Source organism: Arthrobacter sp. 05T47 (genome assembly GCF_056395825.1).
The window spans coordinates 43736-62476 of the sequence record NZ_JBFTKG010000002.1; the positions used below are offsets into that span (position 1 = coordinate 43736).

Genomic DNA, 18741 nt, shown 5'->3' on the forward strand with positions numbered 1-18741 from the left:
GCCGTTGCGTCCTTACCCCCAGTGCGGCGGCTTCTGTTCCTGGAGCCATGCGTCGTGATCGTAGTTGTCAGGCTGGTCGCCCCAGCGGCGGGGATCGTCTTCCGCCGCCTTGTTCGGCAGCACGCCGTCGGGGACCGTGGCCTGCGCCTCGGCACGGCGGGCCGTTTCCTTGGCCGCTTCCTGCTCCGCGCCGGTTTCGGTCACTTCGCCCGGCTTCGGCCCGGAGGTGCCCCTCGCGTCGCCCTGGTTATCGCCGGTGTTGTTCTGGATGTTGCTGTCCGCTTTCATGCCGCCGGCCTCCTTACTGCCTGTACTGTCTGCTGTTGCTGTTGCCGGCCCCTGGCGGTGTTCCTGCGCCGAAGACTCGTGGCCGCCGAATGTGCGCTCCGCGAACTCGGCAGCCAGGTGGTTTTCCGCGGCGCGCGCCTCGTCAATTGCCAGGTGCTCGATGTCGTCATCGAAGAACCCGTGCGATGTCAGCAGCCGGCTCGACACGGCAGGCTTCTCCAACCCGAGGTAGCCGCCAATCCGGTCAGCGCAGGCCGAGGGGTCGGTGAAGACCTCTATGGTCCATAGTGGCATGTAACGCCAGCCAAGCCGCTCCAGAAGTTGCGGCCGCAGCCTGCTCCGTTCCCGGACGCTCATCCGCCGGTAGTGGCCGGTCCCGTCTGACTCGATCGCCACCGGACGGGGAATTTCCGCGTCGTCCCTGCCGATCGTGGTCATCGGGTCGGCGGCGGCCACCATGTTCAGGACGCCGTCGTACTGGTGCCACACCCGTGCCCCGCGGGCCCGGAGCCGGTCGCCAAGGTCGGCCACGAGCGGATCGGCGCCGAGCGCCTGTTCGCTGGCCGCGGCCCGGGACGCGGGACTGCCGAGGTCGGTATTGCCCGCGATCTCACGGTCCAGCAGTTCGTAGAAGTCCACGGCGCCATGGCTGAGGCGGCTGACGTCGAGGTCTTCGGGACGGAAGCAACTGAGCACGTGCAGGGACCGGCGTGCCCGCGTCATCGCCAGGGCGAATTTGGCGCGTCCCCCGTCGGCGGAGAGCGGGCCGAGGCTGTGGAGGGTGCGCCCGTGCGGTGTACGGCCATAGCCCGGGGAGAAAATGACGTGGTCGCGGACCAGGCCCTGGGCCCGTTCCAGATCCACTACGCGGAAGGACTCCTCCCCCGCCGTGAAGAAGCTGCCGAGCATGGGGTAGTTGGGCAGCTGCGCCCTGATGGCCTCGCCGATCCGGGCGGCGTGGCGAAGGCTGCCGGTCACCACAGCCAGCGAGGTCCGCGGCCGGAGCCGGGCATGCTCGAAGACGAGTTCCACCGCGCGGTTCACCTCGGCGACCACCGATTCAACGCCGTCGTGGTCCGCGCTGGGCAGCCCGGTGCCGTCGGGGAGGTATTCCACGCTGAGGGAGCGGTCAAGGCCCGTGGCGGCTTGTCCTTCGGGGAGCCGGGTGAGTTCTCCGGCGTAGAAACCCTTGCTGAGCTGGCGCACCAGGTCTTCATCGACCGCGCGGTAAACGGTCCTCAGGTTCCGGACGGGAAGCACGGCAGCGAGTGCCGCGTATGAGCTCTCAACGCCTTGGGAAGAGGTCTCCCCCACGGCGAGCCGCTCGACACCGACGGTGAAGGTTCGGGGGCTGGCGATCTGTTCGTCGCCGAAGGCGATCACCTGCCGGGACCTTGCGATGGCCGGAAGGACCGCCTGCAGCGAGGTCGTCTCCGCGTCAAGGATCACCACGGCGTCGAAGGTCTGATCGATCGGCAGGAGACCGGTCATGAGGTAGGGGCTGACGGACCAGACGGGTACGAGTGTGGGCAGCAGTTCCTGCGCCTGGCCGCCCAGGGCTGCCAGGGTGACCCGGCCGTCCTTCAGCAGGCTGCGCAGCAGCTCGGCCTGGCGGGGGTACTCGGCGATGGCAGTGCGCCAGCTTTCGGACAGGTTCCACCGCAGCCGGGCAGCGCCGCTGGCGATGTGGGCGTTGTCCGCGAGACGGTACTCGGCCTCGAGCTGGCGCAGGGCGTCGCCGTCGGACATGGCGAGGTAGTCATCGCCGCTGATCATGGCTTCCAGGGCCGACTGCCACCAGGCCAGCTCCAGTTCGGCGGTCACCGATCCCTCCGGAACCTCGCGCTCGGCGAGGTCTGCGAGGAGCTCGCCCAGGCCGTGCTCGCGCATGCTCTCGACAAGCAGGGTACGTTCGGGCAGGGTTTCCAGGGTCGCGGTGTCGGCGACCAGCCGCTGCACGCGGGCCAGGAGTTCCGCGTAGGGCGCGCGGTCCAGATCGCCGCCGGCGGCAGTGTGCTTGACCGCCTGGCCGAGTTCGTCCAGTTCCGCTGCCAGCTCGCGGTACAGGCCGGTGATTTCGCCGAGCCCGGACGGCACGGCAGGGTGCCGCTGCGTCGTGGCGTAGCCGGACCAGGCGGCGCGCTGCTCCTGGACGAGGAGCAGGGAACTGTGCAGGTCCGCGATGTGCACACCGGGCCGGACGTATTCCTTCGCCACCCTGCGCAGGCGGGAGCGCTGCATGGACGGCATCTCGATCCCCCGCTCCCGGCGCCAGGCGGAGGACGCCGTGGCGGAGATCAGGTCGTGGACGGGCCGGTCAAAGATGTCGGGAGTGAATTTATCGAGGCTTTCGCGCACGGCCACCAGCAGTTCGATCTGCTCGCCCCATTCGGCGAACGTTCCGCCGAGGCGGATCTCTGCGTGTTCGGCCACTGCCTCCATGCGGCCGCGCAGCAGAGGCAGTTTCTCCGCCACGGTCCTGGCAACGCTCTGCGCTTCCTGGGTCTCCTTGCGCGTGAGCAGGCGCGCGCCGTGCCAGGGGCTGGTGGTTGACGTGCGGCTGAAGCCGCCAAGCTCGGCGGCGCGGCGGAGTCGACCAGCGAGTTCCTCGCGGTCCCGGATGTTGTCCAGGACGCTGCGCTTGAGCCGGACGGTTGTGGACGGCGCCGGCTGGATGGAGGTCAGCTCTGCCAGCGACTGCATGGCCTCATACGGCGAGCAGCCCCAGCGGGCCCGGACATTGTGCAGCGAAGCGACATGGTCCATCAGGGCGTGGCGGTGCCCGGTCAGCGTTGTGTGCAGGTTGCTCAGTTGCGGCTCGAGCGATTTCTCGTTGCGGACGATCGCCCGGACCAGCTGGCCCTTGAGCTGCAGCGGGCTGGCGTTGCCGGTCAGCTGCAAGAGCACCGAATCCAGGCCGAGGCCCTCCAGCTGGGCGGAGATCTCGGCCAGGCTGGCCCGCCTGTCGCCCACAACCAGGACGGACTTGCCCCCGTCCACCAGTGCGCCGATGGTGTTGATGACGGTCTGCGTCTGGCCGGTTCCCGGCGGGCTGCTGACCACCAGCGAGTCGCCCGCCCGGACGGCGTCGACGACATACTGCTGGTCCGTGTCGGCGTCGAGCAGCAAAAGCTCCTCGGCGGGGTCCCGCTCATCCGTGCTGGGGAAGCGGCCGGGCTCAAGGACGGGCACCTCCACCCGTTCACCGGAACCGGACCGCGCCAGTGCGGTGACGAGGGGGTTGTTCTCGTTGATCCACGGATCGTCCAGGTTGCCGGAGAGGTCGGCAAACGTGGAGACGAGCAGATTGTGCTCGACCTCGCCGCCGTGAATCGGCTGGACCAGGGTGCCCAGGCGGTCCAGGACGGGCTGGGGGTCGTACCGGGCCGTGCTGTAGGCCATCCGGGTCACCGCGTTGACGTCAAAGACGATGCCGTGGACCGACTTGAGGTGCCGGACCAGCGCCGGGTTGATCTGTGCCTGTTCGGTCAACTGCAGTTCGTAATCGTCCTCGCCGGGCCGCACCGTCAGAGAGATGGCCGTGAGCATGACCGGGGCCGAGATCCGTTGCGGCTTGCCCCCGACGGCGGACGTCCAGACCACCGTGCCGGCGGAGAAATACCCGGCGTCGATGCCGCGGTCGTTGGCGAGTTCGAAGATCTTGGAGCGCAGGTTGCGCGATGCGCGGGCCGCCACAATGTACTGCTGCCGGTCGCGGATCAGCGTGGAGAGCCGGGTCCGCCGGCCTGCCATCAGCTGGGCAAGCCCTGACGGATGGGCGTTTGTCAGGTCAATCGAGCCTTCGGGCGTCTTGGTAAAACGCAGCATGGTGTCTGCTCCGGTGACGGGTTTGAGCCCCGACAGCCATTTCCTGAACTCCTCGGAGCCCTCGGGGTGGCCTTGACCAACTGACACTGCTGCCTTCTTTTCTGTGCTCGACTTCTCTGGGCCGGACCGTGGCGGGCTCGACTCTAGCGCGTTCGTCGCATCAACGCTCGTCTGTGTCGCGTCCGCGCTTTCCCAGGCCACGTAGTGTGTGCTCGCGGTTGTCTGGCTCGCGCGGGACGCCTTGGACCATACCGGCATGCTTTCGAGGGTAGCCCGAATCCTCCGCACGTGCGGGGCCGCAACACTGGGGCGGCCAAAATTCAGCCCGAATTGCCAGGAATAGCCCGAATTGCCAGCAACAAAATGAAATGGCCGGCCTCGAAAGGCCGGCCATTCACATTGCTATTCCCACTCGATGGTTCCCGGCGGCTTGCTGGTCACGTCCAGCACCACGCGGTTCACGCCGTCCACCTCGTTGGTGATCCGGTTGGAAATCCGGGCCAGGAGGTCGTAGGGCAGCCGCGACCAGTCGGCGGTCATGGCGTCCTCGGAGGACACCGGACGCAGCACGATCGGGTGTCCGTAGGTGCGGCCGTCGCCTTGGACGCCCACGCTGCGGACGTCCGCCAGCAGCACCACGGGCATCTGCCAGACTTCGCTGTCCAGTCCGGCCGCGGTCAGCTCGGCACGGGCGATCGCGTCGGCCTTGCGGAGCAGGTCCAGGCGTTCCTTGGTGACGTCGCCGACGATCCTGATGCCCAGGCCGGGGCCGGGGAAGGGCTGGCGGCCGACGATTTCCTGCGGCAGGCCGAGCTGAGCACCGACCGCGCGGACCTCGTCCTTGAACAGGGCGCGCAGCGGTTCCACGAGTTCGAACTGCAGGTCCTCGGGCAGCCCGCCCACGTTGTGGTGGCTCTTGATGTTCGCCGCACCTTCGCCGCCGCCGGATTCGACGACGTCGGGGTACAGGGTTCCCTGGACCAGGAACTTGATCTTTTCACCGTGCGCAGCTGCCTCGGCGATGATCGCCAGTTCGGCTTCCTCGAACGCACGGATGAATTCGCGGCCGATGATCTTGCGCTTCGTCTCCGGATCGCTGACGCCGGCGAGGGCGCTCAGGAAGCGCTCCTGCTCGTTGGCGACGTAGAGCTTGACGCCTGTGGCGGCCACGAAGTCACGTTCGACCTGTTCGGCCTCGCCCTCGCGCAGCAGTCCGTGGTCCACGAAGACGCAGGTCAGCTGGTCGCCGACGGCGCGCTGGACGAGGGCGGCGGCCACTGCGGAGTCGACGCCGCCGGAGAGGCCGCAGATGACCCGGGCGTCGCCGATCTGCTCGCGGATGCGGTCGACCTGCTCCTCCAGGATGTTGCCTGCGGTCCAGTTCGGTTCCAGCTTGGCGCCCTTGAACAGGAAGTTCTCCAGGACCTGCTGGCCGTAGGCCGAGTGCTTGACCTCGGGGTGCCACTGGACGCCGTAGAGGCACTTCTCTTCGTTGGCGAAGGCTGCCACCTCGGCGCCGGCCGTCGTCGCGAGGACCTCAAAGCCTTCGGGGGCTTCGTGGACGGAGTCGCCGTGGCTCATCCAGGTGCTCTGGTGCTGGGGCATGCCGGCCAGGATGGAGCGGCCCTCGCCGAGGGTGGTGGTCTCGGTGGCGCCGTATTCGCGGAGCCCCGTCTGGGCCACCTTGCCGCCGAGGGCGTTGGCCATGGCCTGGAAGCCGTAGCAGATGCCAAAGACCGGGACACCGGCTTCGAAGAGGTCGGCACCGACGCTGGGGGCGCCGTCGGCGTAGACGCTCGCGGGGCCGCCGGAGAGGATGATCGCGGCGGGGTTCTTGGCCAGCAGCTGCTCGGTGCTGTACGTATGCGGAACCACTTCCGAATACACATTCGCTTCCCGGACGCGGCGGGCAATCAGCTGCGCGTACTGGGCACCGTAGTCAACAACCAGAACCGGCCTGTGGGACGTCTGGGATGAAGTGGGAGTAGTCACCCCACTAGACTACTTTGCGCCGCTGCCCGCCCGCACATTGAGAAGCCGGCGCAGGCCCCGAATCGGGGGTGAGGTAAGCGATCTCACACGCCCGACTGCGGCAGTCGCCGTCGTACGGTCCCCTGCCCCTGCCGCTGGGGCTCAGTAGCGCTGGGGCGCCTGCGGGTTGGCCGCGAGTTCGGCCTCGACCTCGGCGTGGAACTTCTTCTCGACGAAGAAGGACAGGAACGGTACGACGCCGCCCAGGGCCATGACCACCAGCTTGGCGAACGGCCAGCGCATGAGGGACCACAGCCGGAAGTTGGAGATCAGGTACACGACGTACATCCAGCCGTGCACAATCAGGACCGTGACGGAGAGGTTGACGCCGCCGATCACTCCTGCCGGTTCGGCGTCGGCGAATCCGAAACCGAACGGCTGGCCGGTGAGGGCGTTGGTGCCGCCGGCGAAGAGGTACTGCCCGAAGCCGTACCGGGCGACCAGCTCGGCGCACAGCAGGAGCAGCATGGAGCCTGTCAGGTAGGCAAGAACCTTGTAGAACTTCAGGGCGGACCGGATTTGGGCCTCGGTGCCGCCGAAGCGGCGCTTCTTGCCGGCTGTCCCGGTGCCGTTGGTTGACTGCGGCTGGATGGCGGGCTGGGGCTCGATCATGATTGCACTCTCGGGTCTGAGGGGTAGGGGGCTGTGGGGTGCGGGTCTGCGGGATTCGGGTCTGCGGGTGTTGGGTCTGCGGGCGAGCCGGAGGCGGGCTCTTCGGCGGCGTCACCGGGGTCGGGGCTGGCCGCTTCCCCGGCCAGTTCCTCGTCGAGCGCGTCTTCGAGGTCCCGGCGGTAGTCATCCTTGACGAGCCGCCACCAGATGAACAACGCGAAGCCGGCAAAGACCACCCATTCCACGGAGTAGAAGAGGTTCAGCCAGTTGACCTGCTGGGCGGGCGGCTGCGGGCCGATCCGGAGGGGCTTGACGTCGCCGCCAGCGGCCAGGGGCCCGACGTCGGTCCCGCCGGACAGCTCGGTTGTCGCGGCGACAAAGCCGGGGTAGCTGCTGACGTTCCAGTCGTTGATGAGCTCGGCGACCGAGACGGCGCTGGCGCGGCCGGGTCCGGGATCGGTTTGCGGCAGCGGGGACTCGGACGGCAACAGCCGCCCGGTCAGTTCGATGGTGCCCGACGGCGGCGCCACGGCGTCCGAAGGATTCGCAACCCAGCCGCGCGCGACCGGAATCCAGGTCTGCGGCGTGGCCCCGCCGCCCACCAGGGCCGGGGCGCCCTTGACGGCGAACGCGGAGACAATCCAGTAGCCTTTCGCCCCGTCGTTGAGGCGGCCGGGCACCAGGACCTGCTTCTGGGGGTCGTAGCTGCCGGTGGCGGAGACCATCTGGTCGGCGACTGATCCGGGGAAGAAGCCGCCCGGCTGCAGGACCGAGATGAGCTGGCGCGTTTCCTCCGTGGTGGTGGAGACCGGGGCTTCAGACTGCGTCGAACGGCCAAACTGCCACTGGCTGAGCAGCACAAACACCCCGGAAATGGCGATCGCGAACACGAGTCCTGCGATCCAGCGGGGTTTGAGGGCAGTTTTCAGCACCTCTTAACCGTACTTCGTCCCCGTGTAGAACAGCGAAACGGGCCAAATCAGAGTGGGCAGCCGGGTCCTCACTTTTTCAGTGGTCGAAGAACACCAGGCTGGAATTGATGAGTTCTGCGATCACTTCGGCGTCGTAGGCACGGCGCAGCGACTCGCGGAAGGACTCCTTCGACAGGGAGCGAGCCAGCGTCGCGAGCACTTCAAGGTGGTCCGAAAAAGAGCTGGCCGGGGTGGCGATGAGCAGGATCACGGTGGCCGGACCGTCCGCCGCGCCAAAGTCCAGCGCCCTGCCGTACTTGGTGATGCCGACCGCGATGGAGGTCTGGGAGACGAGCTCGCTGCGGGCGTGCGGCAGTCCGACGCCGCCGGGCAGGCCGGTGGCGAGCTGGTGTTCCCTGGCGTTGACCTGCTTGAGGAAGCCCTCAAGATCGGCAATCCGTCCGGCCGCATGCATGCGTTCCGCGAGCTGGGAAGTGGCGTCGAGCTTGTCCGCGGCGTCCATTTCCAGGATCACCATGTCCGGTGTGGTGAGCTCGGCGTCGTACCGGTCCAGTGGTTCCGCCAAGAGATGTCCCTTCGAAGTGGCGTCAGAGCACGCCGGCCGGCAGTCCAATGACTAACGATGTAGTCCGCACCGCCGGCCCGCGCTGAGGCTCAGCGCAGGGGCACGATGTCCTCGACGCCCAGCCGTGCGGCATCGGCGGATTCGTCGTCCGGCTGCTGCTGGCTCAGGCGCTCGGCATCGACCCGGGCCAGATAGTGCTTGATTTCGCCCTCGCGCTGCGCATCACTCCAACCGAGAACGTCTCCGATCAGTTTAGCGACTACCGGAGCGGCGGACACACCCCGGTCCCACGCCTCAATCGAAATGCGGGTGCGGCGGGTCAGGACGTCCTGGACATGGCGGGCGCCCTCATGGGTGGCAGCGTAGACGGCTTCGGCGGCCAGGTAGTCGTCCGCGCCGGGCAGCGGCTCGGCCAGTTCCGGGTTGCCGGCGATCAGCGCCAGCACCTCCGGGGCCATGGCGCCGTAACGGTTGAGCAGGTGTTCGATCCGGGCGACGTGGACGCCGGTCTCCTCTGCCATCCGGTTCCGCTGGTTCCACGCGGCCTTGAAGCCGCTCGCCCCCAGCAGCGGAATGGACTCGGTGCAGCTGGCCGGGACGCGCTCGTCCATGCTGCGCGTTGCCTCGTCGACGGCGTCCTTGGCCATGACCCGGTAGGTGGTCCATTTTCCGCCGGCCACCACCACGAGTCCCGGCACCGGGTGGGCAACAACGTGCTCCCGGGAGAGCTTCGCGGTGGAATCGTTTTCCCCGGCGAGCAGCGGACGCAGCCCCGCGTAGACGCCCTCGACATCCTCGCGGGTCAGGGGGCGCTTGAGGACCTTGTTGACGTGCTCCAGCAGGTAGTCAATGTCCTTGCTGGACGCCGCCGGGTGGGCCTTGTCGAGGTGCCAGTCGGTGTCCGTGGTCCCGATGATCCAGTGCCGGCCCCACGGGATGACGAACAGCACGGATTTCTCGGTCCGCAGGATCAGTCCCACGGTGGACTGGAWSCGGTCSCGSGGCACCACSAGGTGGATACCCTTGGAGGCGCGCACCTTGAGCTGCCCGCGGTCCGTCACCATGGCCTGGGTCTCGTCGGTCCAGACTCCGGTGGCGTTGATGACCTGCTTGGCCCGGATGTTGAAACTCGAGCCGTCCTCGTGATTGACCACCTTGGCGCCGACCACACGCTCGCCTTCGCGCAGGAAGTCGACCACAGCCATCTGGTTGACCGCGTGGGCGCCGTAGTGCGCCGCGGTCCGCACGAGGTTGGCGACGTACTTGGCGTCGTCCACTTGACCGTCGTAGTAGCGGATCGAGCCGACGAAGGCGTCGTCCTTGAGGCTGGGGGCGGCGCGCAGGGTTCCGCGCCGGGTCAGGTGCTTGTGGAAGGGAACGCCGCGGCTGTGCCCGCCGGTGATGGACATCGCGTCGTAGAGCGCGATGCCGGCGCCGATGTAGGGCCGTTCCAGGAACGGTTTGTGCAGCGGGTACAGGAACGGGACGGGACGGGCCAGGTGCGGTGCCAGCACGGAGAGGATGAGGCCGCGCTCGTGCAGGGCCTCTTTGACCAGGCCGAAGTCGAGCATTTCGAGGTACCGGAGGCCGCCGTGGATGAGCTTCGAGGAACGCGACGACGTTCCCGCGGCCCAGTCGTTGGCCTCCACGATGCCTACGCTGAGCCCGCGGGTGACCGCGTCCAGGGCAGCGCCGGCGCCCACGATGCCGCCGCCCACGATCAGGATGTCGAGCTCTTTACCCGGGGCTGTGCTGCCCCTGAGCACAGAGATTGATGCCTCGCGTTCGGCAGGCCCCAGGGCACCTCCGGCCACGGCTGAACCGCCGGGAAAACTGTTCATGTCACGCCTCCATCCGGGTCAAACCTCGTTAGGGCACCAGACTACGTCCAAGTCCCCCGGATGGGCAGGGCCAAACAACGCCCAACTGGGGTTCAGTTGCCGGCGTACGGCGAGACGACGACGTCGACGCGCTGGAATTCCTTCAGGTCCGAATAGCCGGTGGTTGCCATTGAACGGCGCAGCGCACCGATCAGGTTGGAGGTGCCGTTCGTGTGGTGGCCCGGTCCGAACAGGACCTCCTCGAGCGGCCCGACCGTACCCACGTTGACCCTGTCGCCGCGGGGCAGTTCGAGGTGGTGGGCTTCCTGCCCCCAGTGCCAGCCCTTGCCGGGCGCCTCGTCGGCGCGGGCCAGGGCGCTGCCCAGCATCACGGCGTCGGCGCCCATGGCGATGGCCTTGACGATGTCACCGGAGGATCCCATGCCGCCGTCGGCGATCACGTGGACGTAGCGTCCGCCGGACTCGTCCATGTAGTCSCGGCGGGCSGCGGCRACRTCGGAGATGGCGGAGGCCATCGGCGAGTGGATGCCCAGGGCGCGGCGSGTGGTGGTGGTYGCKCCGCCGCCGAAGCCGACCAGGACGCCGGCGGCGCCGGTGCGCATCAGGTGCAGGGCCGGGGTGTAGCCGGCCGCCCCGCCGACGATCACGGGGACGTCGAGTTCGTAGATGAACTGCTTGAGGTTCAGCGGCTCGTGGTCCTTGGAGACGTGCTCTGCCGAGACGGTGGTGCCGCGGATGACGAAGATGTCCACGCCGGCGGCCACCACGGTTTTGTAGTGTTCCTGCGTGCGCTGGGGTGTCAGAGAGCCGGCCACGGTGACGCCGGCGGCGCGGATTTCGGCGAGGCGGGAGGTGATCAGGTCGGGCTGGATCGGTGCCTGGTAGAGCTCCTGCATGCGCCGGGTGACGGCGGGGCTGTTGGTCTCGTCCGCGAGGCCTGCGATCTCTTCCAGCACTGACTGCGGGTTCTCGTACCGGGTCCACAGGCCCTCGAGGTCGAGCACACCGAGTCCGCCGAGGCGGCCCAGAGCGATGACGGTTTCCGGCGACATGGCCGAATCCATCGGCGCCGCGATGACCGGCATGTCGAACTTGTAGGCATCGATCTGCCAGGAGACGGAGACGTCCTTGGGGTCACGGGTACGTCGGTTGGGGACGATCGCAATGTCATCCAGGGAGTAGGCACGACGCCCACGCTTGCCTCGGCCAATCTCAATCTCGTAAGTCACTGCTCTAGGTTATCCCAGCAGACGCGGGGCGCCGCTTCGACGTACTGTGGCGTCATGCTTTGGCGACACGGACAGCGCTGGATTTTCGAGGGACACGTTGCCGGGATCGGCACCCGATCGGGCCTGCGCGCGGTGGTGGGCCTGTGGATGCGGTCCCCGTTTGGGCCCTTCACCGATGCGATGGTCCAGCTGCCGTCGGGCCACCGGATCCTGCTCGCTCCAAGTGTCGAGGCCGGCGACTTCATCGGCGCGGTCTACAACTTCGACGAAACCCGCATCCTGCCCGTGGCCTCCGCCTGTGAGGCCGGGCAGCTCGCCGTCGACGCCGGTCCGCTGCGGATCCGTGCCCGGCTCGGGTCCCGCACCCGGCTCGGTGCCGTGGCCCGGCGGCTCCCCCGGGCCCTGGCGGTGGATCCGCGCTGGCTGCGCGCGGTCAGCCCCGTGGCGGCCCTCATAGTCCCCGGCGCGCGCACCGCAGGCACGGCCAAGGGCGGCCGGCGGGAGTATTACGGGGTCACCGATCTGCACCGGATCGACGCCGCCGCCGTCAGCTGGGAGGGCGACGACGCCGGACCGCTCGCCGCCGTCCGGCCCGCCGTCGGCTTCGGCTTCAGCAGTGTCCCGCCCGAACCCAGCCTGGCCCGCGTGCGGACCACCATCGAGGGAGCCCCGCTCACTCCCCGCTGACGTTCTCGGCGTCCGGGACGCTCAGCTGGGACTCGAACATCCGGAAGTAGCGGCCGCGGAGCGCCACGAGTTCCTTGTGGGTGCCCTGTTCGACGATGCGGCCGTCCTCCAGCATGTAGACGACGTCAGCCTTCTCGATCGTGGCGAGCCGGTGGCTGATGGCGATGATGGTGCTGCTGCGGTCGGCGAAAAGCCGGGTGAAGATCCGGTGCTCCGCCAGAGCATCGATGGCCGACGTCGGCTCGTCCATCACCATGAACGTGGCGCCGCGGTAGAAGTTCCGCGCCATTGCCAGGCGCTGCCACTGGCCGCCGGACAGGCCGGACCCCTTCCGGCCGCGCGGATCCTCCATCCAGTTGCTGACGTGGTTGTCCAGGCCGTTGGGCAGCTTGTTGAGGAATTCCAGGGCCTCGGCATCCGCGGCGGAACGGCGGATCCGTCCGTCGTCGCGCGGCGAATCGACGTCGCCGAAGAAAATGTTCTCCGCCGCGGTGGCGAATTCGTATTTCAGGAACTCCTGGCTGAGCACCGCCAGGTGCCGGTGCCAGGACGTGACGTCGACGGCGGCGAGGTCCATGCCGTCGAGCATCACCTGCCCGGAATCGGGACGGTACAACCCGGCCAGGATACGGATCAGGGTGGACTTGCCGGCGCCGTTCTCCCCCACGATCGCGATGTGCTGGCCCTGCCTGATGGTCATTGAAATACCCCGGATCACTTCCAGTTCGCTGCCGGTGTAGGTGAAACGGATGTCGCGCAGTTCCACCGTCTCCGGCGCCCGCAGCAGGGGCGGCGCGTGGTCCGACTTCACGGGCAGCGCCATGAACAGCTCGTAGTCCTTGAGGTTGGCCAGGTCCTCATCGATCGAGCTGAGCGAGGAGACGAGGTTGTTGGCGGTGGACAGGGCGCGGCTGACGATCTGCTGGACATAGAGGAACTGCCCCACCGGCTGGGCCCGGGCGATGATCTGGCCCACCACCCAGATCAGCGAGACCACCTCGGCGCCGTATTGCAGGGCATCGGCCGCGAGCTGCCTGGGAATGTAACGTTTCTGGAAGTCCAGCCGGCGCTTTTCGTCGGCGTCGCGCAGCCGGGACCGCAGTCCCATCAGGTGGCCGACGATCCCGTAGAGCCGCATCTCTGCGATGTGCTGCGGGCGCAGGAGGTTGGTCTCGATCATCCTGCGCTGCCTGCGCGAATCGACCTGGGTGTTCCAGTGCGCGATCTGTTCGCGGGAGAGCTTGAACTGCAGGTAGACGCTGGGCACGATCGCCACCAGGACGATCACGGCGATCCACCAGCTGACCAGCAGCAGCGCGCCGATGGCCAGGAACACGGACACCAGCTGGGTGAAGATGGCCGCGATCCGGTCCAGCACCCGGGCATAGGAGTCGGAGAAGCGTTTGGCCCGGTCGTACAGGTCCACGGTCTCCTTGTCGTCGTAGCGCCAGAAGTCCAGGGTCAGGAAGCGCTCGTACATGAGGTCCCCGACGATCGCGCCGACCCGGAAGCTCATCAGCTGCTGGATGTAGCGGTCCAGGCTGCTGAACGATCCCCAAAAGAGCCCGAGTACCGCGGTGATGATGACGTAGATGATGGCCTGGCTGCCGGCGGCGGCGTTGCCCGCGTAGGCGGCGGCCAGGGACGTGGTGGTCAGCGCGGCAAAGTACGTCGTGACCAGCGGCAGGACGGCCGAGATCAGCGAGCCGAGGACCTTCATGACGACGGCGGCCGGCGAGGCGCGGAAGCTCACGCGCAGAACCTGGGCCACGGCCCGGGCGTAGGGCCTGAGCGCGAGCTTGCGTTTGGGCTCGCGTGCCGGCAGGAGTTCGGACATGCCTCCAGCCTAGTTCCGGGATCCGGAGCCGGCGCGGGCAGTGCCCCGCCGGAACGGCCCGGCATTGGCGCGGGAACCGGCCGCACCCGGAACCGGGTGAGTCCGGAAACGGGTGAGCCCGCCGAAACTGTGGTTTCAGCGGGCTCACCCGGTTCACGCCGTGGCGGTCTTAGCGCGAMCCGTAGTTCGGGGCTTCGACCGTCATCTGGATGTCGTGCGGGTGCGATTCCTTGAGCCCGGCGGCGGTGATGCGGACGAACTTGCCGCGTGCCTTCAGCTCGGGGATTGTCGGGGCTCCGGTGTAGAACATGGTCTGGCGGAGGCCGCCGACCAGCTGGTACGCCACGGACGACAGCGGCCCGCGGTAGGCGACCCGGCCCTCGATGCCTTCGGGGATGAGTTTGTCATCGCCGGAGACGTCGGCCTGGAAATAGCGGTCCTTGGAGTAGGAGGTGTTCTTGCCGCGGGTCTGCATGGCGCCCAGGGAGCCCATGCCGCGGTAGCTCTTGAACTGTTTGCCGTTGACGAAGATCAGGTCGCCCGGGGATTCGTCGCAACCGGCCAGGAGGGAGCCGAGCATCACGGTGTCGGCGCCGGCGACGAGCGCCTTGCCGATGTCGCCGGAGTACTGCAGGCCGCCGTCGGCGATCAGCGGAACGCCGGCCGGGATGGCCGCCTTCGCGGACTCGTAGATGGCGGTGATCTGCGGGACGCCGACGCCTGCCACCACGCGGGTGGTGCAGATGGACCCGGGACCGACGCCGACCTTGATGCCGTCGGCACCGGCGTCGATCAGGGCCTGGGCGCCCTCGCGGGTGGCGGCCTGGCCGCCGATGATGTCCACGTGCGCGGCTACGGGATCGGATTTGAGCCGGCGGATCATCTCCAGCACGCCCTGGGAGTGGCCGTTGGCGGTGTCCACGAACAGGGCGTCCACGCCGGCGTCGATGAGCGTCATGGCACGCTCCCAGCCGTCGCCGAAGAAGCCGATCGCGGCGCCAACGCGCAGGCGCCCTTCCTCGTCTTTGGTGGCGAGCGGGTACTGCTCGGCCTTGGTGAAGTCCTTGGTGGTGATCAGGCCCTTGAGCCGGCCCTGCTCGTCAACGAGCGGGAGCTTTTCGATCTTGTTCGTGGCCAGCTTGTGCGAGGCTTCCTCGCGGCTGATGCCGACGTGTCCTGTGACGAGCGGCATCTTGGTCATGACGTCGCTGACCAGCCGGAGCGGGAAGTCGGATTCGGGCACGAAGCGGGTGTCGCGGTTGGTGACAATACCCAGGAGCCTGTTGCCTTCGTCCACGACCGGAAGGCCGGAGACGCGGTAGCGGGCGCAGATCTCGTCCAGCTCGGCGAGCGTGGCCTCGGGGCCGATGGTCAGCGGGTTGGTGATCATGCCGGATTCGCTGCGCTTGACCCGGTCCACCTGATCGGCCTGGTCGGCGATGGAGAGGTTGCGGTGCACGACGCCGAGGCCGCCCTGGCGTGCCATGGCGATGGCCATGCGGGACTCCGTGACGGTGTCCATCGCGGCCGAAAGCAGCGGAGTCTGGACGGTGATGCGCTTGGAGATGCGCGAGGACGTGTCCGCCTCCGAGGGGATCACGTCGGTGTGGCCTGGCAGGAGCAGGACGTCGTCGTAGGTCAGGCCGATGAGGGCGAAGGGATTGTGTTCGGGCTCGGTCATGAGTGCGCCTCTTACCTTGGGTTACGGGGTTCACGGGTAGGGGTTGCAACTGATGACCAGCCCGTCATTACGGGTCTGGCCTGTGCAGAAGGTCATGCAGAAGTGTTGAATAAATAGTAGAACCTTGGCGGCGATAGCCATATTCCGGGGCGGTAATGTGGGCGCGAATGTGAGCAGTCCCATGCCCGCGAGGCTCCGCCGGGAGCGCCGGGGCCTATTTCCAGCCGGTGGCGGCGAGCAGCCGTTTTTCGAACATGGGGATCATGGTCTGCACGTATGTCTTGGTCAGGTGGTTGTCGTCCTTGTAGACGTACACGTTGCCGACCACCGCGGGGCAGGTCCCGTCGGCGCAGATGAAATCGCTCATGTCCATGAGGGACAGCCGGGGCACCTGGCCGCGGTAGGCATCCAGTGGCGAGGACCCCGCAAGCGATTCCTGCACCGGCACTTTGCACTCGGTGGCGTCCTTGCCGTTCTTCTGGACGCACTCGGGCATGTTGACATTGAAGCGGGGGTTGTCGCGGATGCCCACCACGTCCATGCCGGCGTCGGTGAAGGGTTTGATGCCCTCCAGGTATTGCGGCACTTCGGTCTCGAACGGCGCATCCTTGTGCGTCAGGGACGCCACCGTGAACACGGCGTCGGGGCGGTGGTCCAGGACGTACTGCGTGCTGGCGCTGTTGAAGGCGTTGCAGTCAGCGTCCCGTTCCAGGGACTCCCCGCCGAAGCGGCAGTTGCCCTTCAGGAGCGTGACCACTTCCCAGTCGTGGCTCTTCGCGATGGGTCCGAGCGCCGCCATGTACTGCTGGGCGTGCGAGTCACCGAGCACCACGATCCGCTTCTTGACCTTGTCCGGCTTGTTGTTCTGCAGGCAGCCCTGCAGCAGCGGGTCGCTGGTGGTGTTTTCGTCCGTGCACAGGCCATCGATGTCGGCCCACTCATTCTTCATCGCGGCCGGCGCGGGGATGATCTTCGCCTCCGGCGTGGGCTTGCCGGCGTTTTCCGGCGCCAGGGCGGCAGCGCCGGGGGTCAGCTCCCTGGGCTGGGAGGCCGCCTCCGCCTCGTCGGCGACGAGTTGGCTCTGCCACACCGAGACCGGACCCGCCATCAAGGCACCGCAGGCGGCAATCACGACGGCGGTGCGCCAGGCGCGCCGCTTCGGCCAGTGCCACTCGCGCAGCGGCTTCTCGACAAAGCGCGTGGTGAGCACTGCCAGGACAAGGGATGCGGCCACGATGCACAGCCCCTGGAACAGGTTTGGCGCCGTGATGCCCGCCCCCGCGAGGGCCAAGACCAGCAGCGGCCAGTGCCAAAGGTAGAGCGCATAGGAGTTGTCCCCCAGTGCCACCAGGGGCTTCCAGGTCAGGAAGCGGTCGACGCCGAAGCGGCTGCCGCTCTGACCGGCGGTGATGATCGCGGCGGCGGCCAGCGTGGGCCACAGCGCGATGAATCCGGGGAACGAACGGTCCACGGTCAGCAGGAGCCCGCAGGAGAGCATGGCCACCAGGCCGGCCCAGCCCAGCACCACGCGCAGCATCCTGCCCGGCTTCAGGTAAGGCAGGGCGAGGGCAAGCAGCGAGCCGAGGGCAAACTCCCAGAGCCGGGCGCCGGTATCGAAGTAGGCGTGGGCCTGGTTGGTGGCGGTCTGCTGGATCGAGTAGGCCAGGGACCCTGCGAAGATGGCGCCGAAGGCCGCGGCCAGCAGCGAGCGGTAACGCAGCAGGACATGGACCTGGCCGGTCCGGCGCAGCCGACGGAGCAGGCCGGCAAGAAGTGCCATGCCGGCGAACACGAGCGGCCAGAGCACGAACACCTGGCCCTGGATCGAGAGCGACCAGAAGTGCTGCAGCGGGCTCGCGCCGGAGTGGTCCTGGGCGTAGTAATCCACGGCGCTGTCGGCCAGGAGCCAGTTCTGCCGGTACAGCAGGGAGGCCCAGGCCTGGTCCAGGACGTCGGGCCAGCGGCTCTGCGGCAGGATGGCCCAGGTGCCGGCGAGGACGCCGAGAACCACCACGACGACGGCGGGCAGGAGGCGCTTGAGCAGATGCAGCCAGTGGTGCAGCAGCCGGAGCGGCGCACCACTTTCGACCTTCCGCGTGAAGCTGAGCGTCATCAGGAATGCCGAAATGAGCAGGAAGATGTCCACGCCGCCGGAGACCCGGCCCAGCCACACGTGGTAGGTGACGACCATGAGCACCGCGAGGGCGCGCAGGCCCTGGACCTCGGGACGGTAACTTGTTTTCCGGCTCGTCCGTGAACCCGCATCCGCTGTTGGCGGGGTGGCTGTGGTTCGCGAGATCGACACTAGTAACCCTTCAGGCCGGCTTCTAAAACATCAATGTTACCGAAACGTAACTTTCTTGGCCAATTGCCGGATGCCCCTCGGAAGCCCTCCATAGGCTCTGCTAAGTGATCGTGCAGCTGCGCATTTGTGTCCCCGGTGAGTTGTCCGGAGTTGTTGTCGAAAGTTGAACAAGTCACGTCGGCGTCTCGGAGGTCGCGCTGGCCAATGGTGCATCCGTGTTGCCGCCCGGGGACGTGGTCCAAGTCCTGCTGGCGCGCGAATCCGTGGAGGCGCTGGTGGAGAAGCTCCACGTCCTCGATGTCCAGCAGCAGGGATCGATTTCGGTCCTCGAGCCTGACCTGGTGCTCTCGGACCGGTCCGACCGGGCGGAGGCGGAGGCACCCGGCGAGGGCGCGGACGCTGTGACCTGGGACGAGGTGTCCCGGCAGACCGGCGAAGATTCGCGCCTGACGTGGACTTTTCTCCTTGTTGGTCCTGGCGACCCAGCTGGCGGCCATCGGCATCGTGACGAACTAGACGATTGCGATCGTCGGTGCCATGGCCGTGGGCCCGGAGTTCGGGCCGCTGGCTGCGCTGGCCGTGGCCGTGGTCCGGCGCCAGCGCACGCTCGGACGCGACGCGGCGCTGGCCCTCAGTGTCGGCTTCCAGCCGGCGCTCGGCCGCGCTGATCGGAGTTTTCATGTCGGTCACCACGGTGCCGGCGGCCGGGTTTGTGGCCGTGGCTCTGGTCCTGGGCGAGTATCAAAAGGCGGCCGGCTCCGCGCTCCAGCTTTTCCTGAACCTTGTGGGAATCGTGGTGGCCGCCGTCGGGGTCCTGGTTTTTTATCGTCTTGTGACCAAGCGGCTGCCGCCGGATGCCGCAATGCGGCTGCGGCTCACGGCCGACCGCTCACGGCACTGACGGC

12 protein-coding genes are annotated in these 18741 nt (G+C 67.7%); 2 read left to right on the forward strand and 10 right to left on the reverse strand.

What is annotated here, in order from left to right; translation table 11 throughout:
- Window positions 1-12: 12 nt before the first annotated feature.
- The 7 genes from AC1DEY_RS02300 to AC1DEY_RS02330 all read right to left on the reverse strand — a co-directional run bounded on the left by AC1DEY_RS02300 (window position 13) and on the right by AC1DEY_RS02330 (window position 11326).
- Entirely contained in the window at window positions 13-4203 is a 4191-nt protein-coding gene (locus tag AC1DEY_RS02300; protein ID WP_476866604.1) for an AAA family ATPase, read from the reverse strand.
- Between the two features lie 315 nt (window positions 4204-4518).
- A complete protein-coding gene (gene guaA, locus AC1DEY_RS02305) occupies window positions 4519-6108 on the reverse strand; it encodes a glutamine-hydrolyzing GMP synthase (protein ID WP_476866605.1) in 1590 nt (529 codons plus the stop codon).
- Window positions 6109-6249: 141 nt separating this feature from the next.
- Entirely contained in the window at window positions 6250-6759 is a 510-nt protein-coding gene (locus AC1DEY_RS02310; RefSeq protein ID WP_476866606.1) for a DUF3817 domain-containing protein, read from the reverse strand.
- Complete coding sequence (locus tag AC1DEY_RS02315) at window positions 6756-7691, reverse strand: SURF1 family protein (RefSeq protein ID WP_476866607.1); 936 nt, start codon at window positions 7689-7691, stop codon at window positions 6756-6758. Before AC1DEY_RS02315 ends, AC1DEY_RS02310 begins: the two co-directional genes overlap by 4 nt.
- Window positions 7692-7767: 76 nt before the next feature.
- Complete coding sequence (locus AC1DEY_RS02320) at window positions 7768-8256, reverse strand: PTS sugar transporter subunit IIA (protein ID WP_441407904.1); 489 nt, start codon at window positions 8254-8256, stop codon at window positions 7768-7770.
- Between the two features lie 89 nt (window positions 8257-8345).
- Window positions 8346-10097 (reverse strand): glycerol-3-phosphate dehydrogenase/oxidase, encoded by a 1752-nt coding sequence (locus tag AC1DEY_RS02325; protein ID WP_476866608.1) that lies wholly within the window; start codon window positions 10095-10097, stop codon window positions 8346-8348.
- Between the two features lie 92 nt (window positions 10098-10189).
- On the reverse strand, window positions 10190-11326 hold the full coding sequence (locus AC1DEY_RS02330) for a GuaB3 family IMP dehydrogenase-related protein (RefSeq protein ID WP_476866609.1): 1137 nt from the start codon (window positions 11324-11326) through the stop codon (window positions 10190-10192).
- Window positions 11327-11380: 54 nt separating this feature from the next.
- On the opposite strand from AC1DEY_RS02330, the gene AC1DEY_RS02335 reads away from it, so the two are divergent.
- On the forward strand, window positions 11381-12013 hold the full coding sequence (locus AC1DEY_RS02335; RefSeq protein WP_476866610.1) for a hypothetical protein: 633 nt from the start codon (window positions 11381-11383) through the stop codon (window positions 12011-12013).
- Here AC1DEY_RS02335 and AC1DEY_RS02340 read toward each other — a convergent pair.
- From AC1DEY_RS02340 to AC1DEY_RS02350, 3 genes are all read right to left on the reverse strand, one after another.
- Window positions 12000-13850, reverse strand: a complete 1851-nt coding sequence (locus tag AC1DEY_RS02340; protein ID WP_476866611.1) for an ABC transporter ATP-binding protein — start codon at window positions 13848-13850, stop codon at window positions 12000-12002. The two genes, AC1DEY_RS02335 and AC1DEY_RS02340, sit on opposite strands and share 14 nt — an antisense overlap.
- 169 nt (window positions 13851-14019) lie before the next feature.
- A complete protein-coding gene (gene guaB, locus AC1DEY_RS02345) occupies window positions 14020-15531 on the reverse strand; it encodes an IMP dehydrogenase (RefSeq protein ID WP_476866612.1) in 1512 nt (503 codons plus the stop codon).
- 214 nt (window positions 15532-15745) lie between these two features.
- Complete coding sequence (locus AC1DEY_RS02350) at window positions 15746-17836, reverse strand: acyltransferase family protein (RefSeq protein WP_476866613.1); 2091 nt, start codon at window positions 17834-17836, stop codon at window positions 15746-15748.
- A gap of 679 nt (window positions 17837-18515) precedes the next feature.
- Between AC1DEY_RS02350 and AC1DEY_RS02355 the strand changes: the two genes are divergently transcribed.
- The gene (locus tag AC1DEY_RS02355) at window positions 18516-18737 is read left to right on the forward strand and encodes a DUF389 domain-containing protein (RefSeq protein ID WP_476866614.1); all 222 of its coding nucleotides are present in this window, start codon (window positions 18516-18518) and stop codon (window positions 18735-18737) included.
- Window positions 18738-18741 lie beyond the last annotated feature (4 nt).